Here is an 11427-nt window from a genome sequence, read left to right as displayed (position 1 = left end):
TCGCACTGCACTCCGAAAATTATTATTCCGATGCAAAGGTCAACAATATTATTTGTCAGTAGTTTTTATTCCGCAGTCAACAGCCAACAGTTAACAGCCAACAGTTAACTGACTAATACTCCACTAGCGTAACAATTGGCACATCCGGCAATTTCTGCCTGCCGCCCAAAGCCTGCAATTCGATGATAAAAGCAAAACCGACAAGCTTGCAACCAGCTTGCTCCAACAATTTAGCCGTCGCCGCCGCTGTTCCGCCAGTCGCGATTAAATCGTCCACAATCAGCACTCGGCTACCGGATGTCATCGCATCTCGGTGCATCTCCAGCCGATCGACACCGTACTCCAACTCGTACTCAGCAAAATGAACCGCACCTGGCAGTTTCCCAGGTTTGCGGACAGGAATAAAACCTATTCCCATTTTATAAGCCAAAGGCGCGCCAAAGATAAAGCCCCGCGATTCCATGCCCACCACATAGTCAACAGACAGTTCTGAGCATTTTTCGGCTAAGCTGTCAATGGTGTAGCTCAGCCCTTGGGGGTTGCGCAGCAAAGTTGTAATGTCTCGAAACATAATTCCCGGCTTCGGGAAATCAGGAATGTCGCGAATTAGAGATTTGAGATCCATAAGCTTGCAGATCCGGGTTGAAGGTAACGAGGCATCAAAAATGCTACAATAATAACGTCAAAATTTAAAATATTAAAAATAAAAATTTAAACTAAAAGGTTCTTTAATTTTTATTCTTTAATTGCTTAATCCTTTACCTACTATGTAAACAAATGTCATAATTCCCTAACAACAGGGTTGAATATCAAGATTTGTCACCCTAAGATCTAAAGTCAAAAATCTAATATCTAAAATCCAATGATCAAGTTGGCAGCACGAGTGGGTGAGGTTCCTCCTTCCATAACCTTGGCGATCGCAGCTAAGGCTAAAGCCATGAAGGCCGAAGGGATTGATATCTGTAGTTTGAGTACGGGAGAACCAGACTTTGATACCCCCGAACACATTAAAGCAGCGGCAAAACAAGCTTTAGACGCGGGGAAGACTAAGTACGGCCCTGTGCCTGGGGAACCGCAGTTAAAAGCTGCGATCGCCCGCAAACTCCAATCCGACAACAATCTCAACTATCAACCGGAAAATATCCTTGTCACCAACGGCGGCAAGCATTCGCTCTACAATCTGATGATGGCTCTGATCGAGCCTGGAGATGAAGTAATTATTCCGGCTCCCTACTGGCTGAGCTACCCAGAAATGGTGAAACTCGCCAGCGGCAAGCCAGTAATTGTACGGACAGATGCTTCTACAGGATATAAAATTACACCGGAACAACTGACTCGAGCGATTACTCCCAAAACCAAGTTATTTGTGCTGAATTCGCCTTCTAACCCGACGGGAATGGTGTACAATCGGGCCGAACTCCAAGCATTGGCCGAGGTGATAGTCGATCGAGATATTTTAGTCGTTGCTGACGAGATTTACGAAAAAATTATATATGACGGCGCCCAACACGTCAGCATCGGTTCCCTAGGCAAAGAAATCTTCGATCGCACCCTGATCAGCAGCGGTTTTGCCAAAGCTTACTCAATGACAGGCTGGCGAGTCGGTTATTTGGCCGGGCCGATCGAATTAATCAAAGCCAGCAGCACCATTCAAGGTCACAGTACCTCAAATGTGTGTACCTTTGCACAGTACGGCGCGCTCTCCGCTTTAGAAAGCAGCCAAGAGTCTGTCGAAAAAATGCGTCAAGCTTTTGCCCAAAGGCGTCAGGTAATATTTGAATTACTCGATGCTGTCCCCGGAATTAGCTGCATCAAACCAGACGGTGCTTTCTATATGTTTGTCAACATCAGCAAAACTGGAATGAATTCTCTGGAATTTTGCGACGCTTTCTTAGAACAGCAGCAAGTAGCAGTTATTCCGGGGATTGCTTTTGGTGCAGACGACCACATTCGCTTGTCTTACGCCACCGATTTAGGCACAATTAAAAAAGCCCTAGAAAGACTCGATAAATTTGTCCGCAGCATCTAAAAATTAGTTAGTAGTCATTAGTCATTAGTCATTAGTCATTAGTCATTTGCTATTTGTTCTTGGTAGCAACTGACTAATTACCGATCGCTGTTGACTATTGACTGTTGACTGACTACTGCTGACTGTTGACTAATACCCATTTTAAAAAGTCTTGCTACAGTAATTGTCTTATATAAATTATCGTTCATTCCCTCTCACCACCGGCAGGACACGGCAGTGCCGTTTCCCTACAGACGATAGCTGATAATTTATATCTAGCACTACTTTTCAGAATTGGTATAACTACTGCTGACCAATGACTGCTGACTGCTGACTAATGACCAATGACCAATGACTAATAACTAAAGCTGTTTTGTCATAATTTCCTTCAGCAAATCCAGCCCCTTCTTAACTCGCCGAGAAACAGTCACCGCACTGATACCCAAGCGTTCGGCCGTTTCCTTCTGCGTCAAATCGTAGAGAAAAACAAACTCCAATATCTCGCGAGTCCGTTTTTCCAACATAGCCAAAGCTTGCTGTAGGCGGATTTGATCCTCTTGCGCCAACAGAAAACTCCGATACTTGCTATCGGGAACCAATTCTCCCAGACAAGTAGCCCCCTCATCTTCATCTTGCACCGGCGCGTCCAAACTCAGAGGCGATCTGTTGAGATGGGCCAACTTAATTTCTTGCCATTCTTCTACAGAAACCTCAAGCACTGCTGCTACTTCAGCATCCGTAGGTTTGCGGTTGAACTGCACCTGCAAATCCTTGATTGCTGCTACAGATTTGCGTTCCAGGGACAGCCAGTGGCGGGGAACTCGCACAGAAGGGCTTTTGTCCCGCAAGTAGTGTTGAATTTCGCCCCGAATGTAGGGAATTGCAAAGGAACTAAAAGCGTGTCCCTTCGACAAATCAAATCGCTCGATCGCCCTGATCAACCCAATACACCCTACTTGCAGCAAATCGTCGTAGCTTTCACCGCACTGGTTGACCCAGTGGTAAACTTCTTTTCTCACCAGTCCAATATTCAGTTTAACTAACTGATTGCGGATTTCATTCGATCCAGAAAGTTGGTACTCGCGCAACAATTGCAAATTTTCGCTTTTTAGCTCGTTCGGCACTGTGGTAGACATAGTGGCATAAGGGTTGGTAGAGCAGAGGACTGATTTTGCTTCAGATCTAGTTTCCAATCTAGTCTAAAAAAATTCATCTAAAAAATTTGGTAAGTGGGTTCCGAGCGCGTCTTTAGACCGCTCGTGGGAAAGGACGCGGGGATTTCAATAAGCGAGTGAATCTTTCCATTACCGGGGGATTGCTAGATTCGGTGTACTTTTATAGTGTACTTTCACTCTTGACAATTACCATCTCAAATTTTGCAGCGGGCGATCGCATAATGATTTTGCTCTTTCTCGCCTCTATCTGAGGGATAATGTTAGCTTGCGCCTTAATTAACGGCCGGTACTATATCTAAGACACTGACTTAACCCGATAACTCTGTTTAATCCTAAATTTCGCGATTCAAGGAACTATGCCAAGCATACCCTGCTAGGTCTTTAACTCTTAGCGTTAATGTAGTACACGAGGTACTGAGTCTAGTCAACTGTAGTTTAAGCCAAAGGCACGAAGCAAGCGTATCTTTAGACCTGTGTCGTTGACCTTGATTGTAGTGTAATCCTAGCACGCGAACAAAGCTGACGGTCAACCGAGTACCGTTAGACCCCAGGCTTCTTTTTCCCTCGACGCAAGGGCTGTTTTGAGTGACCCAGAACCACCGTCACTTTCTTCATTACTGTTTGCACCTACCACAAAGTACATTCACTCATCACGATGCTCCCGAAATATAATTCGCCCGATCGCCCACAAAGAAGACCGCCACCCCGAGAGATCGAGAGGCGTGGATTCGGGGTACGAAGGTTCCCCAAGCGCCTCCTTTAACTCCCCTTTAAATACACGCCTTGCACGAACCGGCTTCGCGCTATAGGTGTGATAGCGGACACACCCGTTTAACTTTGGGAAGGTGTACCCGATCTAGGGGGATTATCCGAAGGTCTTCGGCAAAAGGCAGAATTTTAGCAGGTATTCGGCAATCGGCACAATCCAGAATTTAACCGGGATTTTTTAACACTAAATTATAATCTGAAAGCGCTTTGAATACAATACTTTAATTAATTAAAAATCCCCACTTAATAACTTGCGACTGACCAGAATGCAATCATAAATTTAGTCATTAGTCAACAGTCTTAAGTTATATGGCTCAAGACTGTTGGCTAATGAAGGGCGAGCAGTAGCTTTAGGGCAAAAAACTGCTCAAGTTCGATCGATCCAGAAAGGGAATTTTACGATACAGAAGGCTCAATGCGAGCGTAAAACAAACCCCGAATTTTCACATCCAGAGCGGGTCTAGCTCCCAAATCAGTATCAGAAGGCTGCGTGCTCTCAAAAATCCCGCCGATTTCGCCAGTGCCGCTATTGACTTTAGCAACTTGGAGAGAAATTTTGCCCGCCTTGGCGCGAGTGTCAGCTACCTTAACATTAGCCCGCACGCGTTTGGAATTGTCAGAAGCCGGAAGCGCTACAGCATTGTCATAGCCAGTCGCTACCCCGCGACCTTTAGGGTCTAAAAAGCCTGCGCTGCGGTAAGAAGGAACGTTAAACTCGCCTTTCAAATCGGTCGAAGTATTGATAGCAACCACTCCGGGCTCGGAACTGGCTACCAACTCTTTAATAGTGAACAAGAAAGGTACTTGCTCTCCGCCCGGTAATTGAATCGTAATTGCTTGAAAGTCCAAGCCGTCCTCTTCTTTGAAAGTCAGAGTCCCGTCATTACCCACCTTGAGCGTACCTTGAACTTGGTCAATGCTCGAGGTGAACCGCGTCAGCAATTTACCAGGCACAAATTCCGCCTCTTGGCGTTTGTTTGCTGGTTCTTCCTTCACAAAATAAGTTGTGGGCTGCAAACACAAACCAGTCAGTTTATAGGTGGCGCCCGCTTCGATGGGGATCGAGCCCCGAGAAGTTTCTGCCAAGCTAGGGCAGTTATTAGCCAATCCAGTACCTCTAATCTCGTCGTAGGTGAGCAACTCGGTAGTCGCCACCGTCGTGTCAGCAGGAGCAGAAGAACAAGCAACCAGCGCACTCATGCAAAATGCTAAAAGTGCAACTATTAAAGCACGATATTTCATAAAAAAATTCGGTAAGTGGGTTCCGAGCGCGTCTTTAGACGCTGAGAGAGAAACGGGTCGGCGGTTTCAACCGCCGTGAATCTTTCCATTACACGGGGATTGCTAGAAAAGGTGTAATGAATTTAGTGTACTTTCACTCTTGACAATTACCACCTCAAAGGTCGCAACCCGCTCACGCATAATGTTTGCTCTTTCGAGCCTAATTGAGAGGGGTGATGTTAGCTTGCCCCGCGAGTTAACGGCCGATACTATATTTAGGACACTGACTTAACCCCATAAATCTGTTTAATCCTAAATTTCGCGCTTCAAGGAACTATGCAAAGCATCCCCTAGTAGGTCTTTAACTCTTACCGTTAACGTAGTACGCAGGTACTGAGTCTGGTCAACTGTGAGTCAAGCCAAAAGCCCGAAGCCAGCGTGTCTTTAGACCAAAGTCGTTGACTGCCAACCTCAATATCCAACATCGGATTATAGTGAACAAACCTGACGGTCAACCGAGTACCGTTCGACGGCAGGCTTCTTTTTCCCTGGAGGCAAGGGCTTTTTTGAGTGACGTAGAACCACCGCCACCTTCTTCATTACTGTTTCAAGGTGCCAGAAAGTACATTCACTCATCACGATGCTCCCGAAATATAATTGGCCAGATTCCCAACAAAGGACCGCCACCCCGAGAGATCGAGAGGCGTTGATTAGGGGTAAGTAAGGCCGGGGCGCCTCTTTTAACTCCCCTCTAAATACACGCCTTGGGCGAACCGGCCCAGAGTTAAGAAAAAGCCCTACTTCGAGCAAAATATAATTGCCCACCTGCAGGCACAGCCAGCGCTTTGGGCAGCATTTAGATCCCGATCGCTCGCTTCACCGACACCGGCATTGACTCACAAAATCAAGCTAGTGAGAGTGAAAATAAGCAAGAACTTATGATTTCTCAATCATGTTCGGATCGCAGCCCAATACACATGGTACGACGGGTTGTGCTCTTTTCCTGACTTGGACTGCAAATTAATATTGCTTAAGTCAACCTACTTAAGTTACTTTGCTTATGGCCCCGAATGGCGATCGCGACTAGCTCGATTAGTCGGCTGACCAAAAGGCTGGGGACAAACGCCTTGTAGATTTCAAAGGAAGCAGCGGTATGGACAACGGCAAAGATTTAGAGTCAGAAAAGTTGCAGTCTCAAATGCAATCGCTGACAGAGGCGATTCGGACTTTAGCCGAAAGTTGTCAGGGAGACAGTCTGCTGCTTTTGGCCCTGCTGCGGACGCTGGAAGCTTCGCACCGGGAAATTCGGGACGGTTTATTTCAAGCGTCTTTTCCCGACAACCGCCAAGCACTTTACAAACTACTCAAGAATATTGAAGCCAATGGCGGCTGGCCTTACATCCACCGCATGAAACTTCGATCGCTCTTGGGGTACACCCAACAATTATCTCCCCTAGAAGATTCTCCAGCCGAGTCGCCACAAGACTCGGCCGAGCCTCCGCAAGGTCTTAAATAGTTTTGAGTTTTGAGTTTTGAGTGCATGGCGTGCATGAGTTTTCAGATACATTTAACCCGGTAAATCTAGGAATTCAGCTAAATCTACTGTGTATGGCAGATCGGGCATCGGTTTGAGCGATGCCTGATAGGGAGGTATCTCTCAAAGCTTTCAACAAAATATTGAAAGCGCTATTCAATGCGTTACGTTTTTGGCTCCCGATCCGTTACGCTTACTACGAAACTTTTTCGCTTAGTCCGATGCTGAGCGCGCGCTGGTTTTAAACGGTAGCCTATCCGATTATATACTGCCAATGTCTACCCTGATCTTCTAGGAGAACACAAGAATTTGTTTACTATACGAAAACAGTTGCGAGTTAATTCACTCACTCGCAACTGGCGTGTCAGGAGCGAATCGATTAGGATTCGTCAAGAATTTGTTCACTATACGAAAACAGTTGCGAGTTAATTCACTCACTCGCAACTGGCGTGTCAGGAGCTTGCTCGATCGCGCCTAGAACCCAGATGTAGGAGGTAAGGGTATCAGGTTCGGCACCGCCGTCGGGGATATCGGCGTCAGCCCGGGCATTGGCAATAGTCCTGAAGCCGGCGCGGGGGCGATCGAACTAAGTGACAGCAGGGGCGAATCAGGCACGGTAATTGTCGGCGGATTCGGAATCCTCGAAGCTGTCGGCGTCGGAGTTGGAGCCGGAGTTGGAGTCGGAGTCGGAGTCGGAGTCGGAGTCGGCGTCGGTGCTGCTGTGGGAGTCGGCGTCGGAGTCGGCGTCGGAGTCGGTGCTTCTGTGGGAGTCGGAGTTGGAGTCGGAGTCGGAGTTGGTGCTTCTGCGGGAGTCGGCGTCGGAGTCGGAGTCGGAGTTGGAGTCGGAGTCGGAGTCGGAGTCGGAGTTGGACTCGGAGTTGGAGCCGGAGTTGGAGCCGGAGTTGGAGCCGGAGTTGGAGTCGTTATATCTGTAGTTGTGGTTGTAACTGTGGTTGTAACTGTAGTCGTAGTTGGTCTGGTGGTACCCGTCCCAGTCACAGCGATAAAATCATTCGCCTCGATCAGCGCCGCCGGAGTGTCGGTCAAAATTGCTAAAAGCTTGCCGTCGAGCGTCGTAATTACTGTATCCCTGACATTTGCACCGTTACCTTGCCGAACTTGCAGTTGAGCGAAAGATAAATTGCTCGGCAGTCCAAAGAAATCCTCTGTGTCATTGTAATCAGTAATTAAAGCCACACTGCCAGGTCCGGCTCCCAATCCAAAGACATCGCTGCCGCTGCCGCCAGTCAGAGTATCCGAGCCCTCACCTCCGATCAGAGAATCATTACCCTCTGCTCCAAATAAATTGTCATTGCCGAAACTGCCCAAAATTGTATCGTCGCCGATACCTCCGGCCAAGGAGTCATCGCCAAAACCGCCGTCGAGACCATCATTAGCTTTGCCACCAAACAGGAAGTCATTACCTTCATCTCCCAGTACCGAGTCGTCGCCTTCATCGCCGCGAAGGGTATCGGAACCGCTGCCGCCAAAAGCTGTATCGTTAGCCTTGCCGCCGAATATCTGGTCATTACCAGCGTCTCCGAAGAGCGAATCGTTGTCGGCATTGCCGTACAAAGAGTCGTCGCCCTCGTCGGCGGTCAAGTAATCGTTGCCGCTACCGCCCAACATTTGATCCCTGCCACTACCGCCGTTGAGAGAATCGTTCCCCAAATCCCCGTAGAGATAGTCGTCATCAGCATTCCCGAACACGGAATCGTCGCCGTCAGCCCCTGTGAGGGTGTCGTTGCCAGTACCGCCGGCAATCACATCCGAGCCTGCGTTGCCAAAAACTAAGTCGTCCCCTGCGTCTCCCACCACGCTGTCTATCCCGTCGTTGCCTTCGAGGATATCGTTGCCCAAACCGCCGCGGATCGAGTCGTCGCCGTTGCCGCCGAGAGCAGAATCGCGGCCTTGGTTGCCAATGAGTTCGTCATTTCCTTCACCGCCAACCAGCGAATCTGCTCCGTCAGCTCCAAGAAGCTGGTCGTTGCCGGCGTCGCCCTCTAGGGTGTCATCTGCTCCCGCACCCAGGAGCGTGTCATCGCCATCTAAGGCGCGAATTCGATCGCTCAGCGGAGTTCCTAGAAGAAAGTCGTTGCTGTCTGTGCCGATCAGGTTTGCCATACGGGATACACCGGTCCTCTATAAAATAAATTGTTTGAAATTATGTTAATCACCTTCGTGACAAGGGATTGCTGCTTGCCTAGGTTAGCATAGTTGAGATTTTGGTAATCTGGTCTTGGGCGCGGTTCGTTTTGCCCCTGTCCGGAGTGGCGATCGGGCTGGTATAATGCCCTATTAGTCATCAGTCATTAGTCATTAGTCATTAGTCATTAGTCATCAGTCATCAGTCATTAGTCATCAGTCATTAGTCAACAATGCCGACGGTGCAACCGGAATCGATATTATTCAGTAACAGGTAACACTATCTCAAATTCAGTTCCCTCTCCCTGATGGGAATTCACCTCAATTGTTCCGCCGTGGGTCTCGACTACAATCTGGCGCGCGATCGCCAATCCTAACCCCGTACCTTTTCCTACTGCCTTCGTTGTGAACAGATGGTCAAAAATCCGCTGTTTCACGGCTTCTGTCATGCCCGCACCGTTATCGGCAATCTGAATTTTGATGTGCCGATCGCCCGACAGACTGGTACGAATTGTGATACAGTAGGGAGTTGCTTTAATCGCCTCGAAACTGCGTCCTTGGTTTGATTCTTCTAAGGCATCGATCGCGTTAGCAAGCAGGTTCATAAAGACTTGGTTCAGTTGACCGGGAAAGCATTCGATTTGCGGGAGATTGCCGTAGTCTGTGACGACTTCGATCGCGGGATGGTGTTCGTTGGCTTTCAGCCGGTGTTTCAAAATTAAGATGGTGCTGTCAATCCCCTCATGGATATTAAACGGAACTTTGTAGTCTTTATCGGCTCTGGAGAAGGTGCGGAGGCTGGTGCTAATGCCGCGAATGCGATCGCATCCCACTTTCATCGACAACAGCATTTTTGGCAAATCTTCTAAGGCATACTCTAAATCAATATCCTCCGCATCTTCTTCGATTTCCTCCCCGGGATTTGGCAGTTTTTCTTGATATAATTTTAAGTGGGAAATCACATCTTTGATCGTGCTGGTTGCTTCCTCAATATTGCCGCTAATAAAGCCGACAGGATTATTGATTTCGTGGGCTATTCCTGTGACAAGATTGCCCAAGGCGGACATTTTTTCGCTTTGCACGATCTGTAACTGTGCTTGCTGCAGATCGAGGAGCGAGCGCTCTAATTCTTGTGCATAAGCTTGAGATTGTTGGTACAAGCGGGCATTTTCTAGAGAGATAGCCGCTTGGGTACACAAAAGTTGGATGACTTCCGTGCGATCGTGGGTAAATGCACCAATTGTCAAGTTATTTTCTAGATAGAGCAACCCGATTAATTTACCCTGATTTAACATCGGCGCGCACAGCACACTTTTGGGCTTTTCCTGCATGAAATACGGCTCGGCAATAAAATCGTTTTGTACTGCTGCATTATCCAAAACCACAGTTTTCCAAGTCCGCTTAACATAGTTGACCACAGCAGCGGGAACCTCGTCGCTGCCTGACAGCGGTACAGATATTGAGATGACATCTTGATGGAAGGAGGCTACAGCTTCGATCGCGAGATTCCCATCCTTAAGCAAGAGGAGAACTGCTTTTTTTGCCCCGGCATTTTCCATCACCACACACATCAGTGCAGCCAGCAATTTTTCTAATTGAATTTCACTGGATAGAGTTTGGGAGGCTTTGAGAATAGTCGCAAAATCGAGGGCTTCGTAAATATTGTTGCTGCTAGATAGAGTTGTTTGGAAGGTTTGATGTAAAACTGACGATTTATTTATTGTGTGGAGGCGAGTTTCGCTGATTTCCGAACGATTTTCTCTTGCCTGCAATATGGGAGCAAGAAGTTGGGGATAGTGTTTTTCTAAGTCATCGATTTTGGCTTTAGCACCCCAGCGAGCATAACAGTAGTAGGCTTCTTGCATATAAGCTTGCGCCACTTTTTCTTTGCCCCAGTCGAGGTAGAATTTAGCTGCTAGTTCGTTAGCGAGAGCTTCTTCTTGGATGTATTCGTTTTCTTTCGCTGCGACGATCGCGCGATCGTACATTTCAATAGCTTCTGCCCTCTGTCTGGCAACTCGGTATTTCTCTGCTTCTACCAACTGCCACTTATGCAAATAATTCATGGGGGCGTGTTCTGCCCAATGCTGCAACTTCCTTTGATTTTCCTGAACTCGTTGCAACTGCGTTTCTAACTTAGTCTCGGACTCAGGAGTGGCAAGGGCTATGAGTGAGTCATAGAAATATAGAACAGCTTCGGAAGTAATTCCTGCGCTTCCGGCTATATACTGTCTTGCTCGATCGACATCTAAGTCGGCCCGAGCAATGTCTCCCAGCAGGAATCTCAACGTCGCCCTGTACAGATAGAAGATGCAGAGTCGGTACAAATCGTTAGAGGCAAGCGACTGAGAAACCAGCTTCTCCTCATAGCCTTCCTGTTCAAAGGAAATCTCCAAGTTGTTTGGATTACCCAATAAAAACAGCGTTGTTTCCCAATAAATCGAACAATAATTTGCCGTCGTTACTTGGTTGAGGTCGAGTAATTGCTGACGGTATGCTCGAATTTGGGGCTCAAGTTCTGCCAAAGGTTGACTGCAGCAGTAGGCATTTAGACAAAATCCATGCCCATTATGCCC

7 protein-coding genes are annotated in these 11427 nt (G+C 47.7%); 2 read left to right on the top strand and 5 right to left on the bottom strand.

The window, feature by feature from the left end; translation table 11 throughout:
• Window positions 1-112 precede the first annotated feature (112 nt).
• Window positions 113-625: an adenine phosphoribosyltransferase gene (locus tag QUB61_RS05130; protein WP_333133893.1), complete on the bottom strand. Its 513-nt coding sequence runs from the start codon at window positions 623-625 to the stop codon at window positions 113-115.
• 237 nt (window positions 626-862) lie between these two features.
• Between QUB61_RS05130 and QUB61_RS05125 the strand changes: the two genes are divergently transcribed.
• On the top strand, window positions 863-2029 hold the full coding sequence (locus tag QUB61_RS05125) for a pyridoxal phosphate-dependent aminotransferase (RefSeq protein WP_333133892.1): 1167 nt from the start codon (window positions 863-865) through the stop codon (window positions 2027-2029).
• A gap of 341 nt (window positions 2030-2370) precedes the next feature.
• Here the strand turns inward: QUB61_RS05125 and QUB61_RS05120 are convergent, their stop codons facing one another.
• Entirely contained in the window at window positions 2371-3144 is a 774-nt protein-coding gene (locus QUB61_RS05120) for an RNA polymerase sigma factor SigF (RefSeq protein ID WP_333133899.1), read from the bottom strand.
• A 1203-nt stretch (window positions 3145-4347) separates the two neighbouring features.
• Window positions 4348-5193 carry a photosystem II manganese-stabilizing polypeptide gene (locus QUB61_RS05115; RefSeq protein ID WP_333133891.1) on the bottom strand — a complete coding sequence of 282 codons (846 nt, stop codon included), beginning with the start codon at window positions 5191-5193 and terminating at the stop codon, window positions 4348-4350.
• A 1132-nt stretch (window positions 5194-6325) separates the two neighbouring features.
• On the opposite strand from QUB61_RS05115, the gene QUB61_RS05110 reads away from it, so the two are divergent.
• Window positions 6326-6688 (top strand): hypothetical protein, encoded by a 363-nt coding sequence (locus QUB61_RS05110; RefSeq protein ID WP_333133890.1) that lies wholly within the window; start codon window positions 6326-6328, stop codon window positions 6686-6688.
• A 492-nt stretch (window positions 6689-7180) separates the two neighbouring features.
• Here QUB61_RS05110 and QUB61_RS05105 read toward each other — a convergent pair whose 3' ends face one another.
• Window positions 7181-8830 (bottom strand): calcium-binding protein, encoded by a 1650-nt coding sequence (locus QUB61_RS05105; RefSeq protein WP_333133889.1) that lies wholly within the window; start codon window positions 8828-8830, stop codon window positions 7181-7183.
• Window positions 8831-9111: 281 nt separating this feature from the next.
• Window positions 9112-11427 (bottom strand): ATP-binding protein (locus QUB61_RS05100; protein ID WP_333133888.1); only part of this gene is annotated, 2316 nt, incomplete at its 5' end.

Source organism: Microcoleus sp. C2D2 (genome assembly GCF_036702495.1).
In the GTDB taxonomy this organism is placed as follows: domain Bacteria; phylum Cyanobacteriota; class Cyanobacteriia; order Cyanobacteriales; family Microcoleaceae; genus Microcoleus.
The sequence above is the reverse complement of the archived record's forward strand: the minus strand, read 5'-3'. Positions and strand labels throughout refer to the sequence as shown.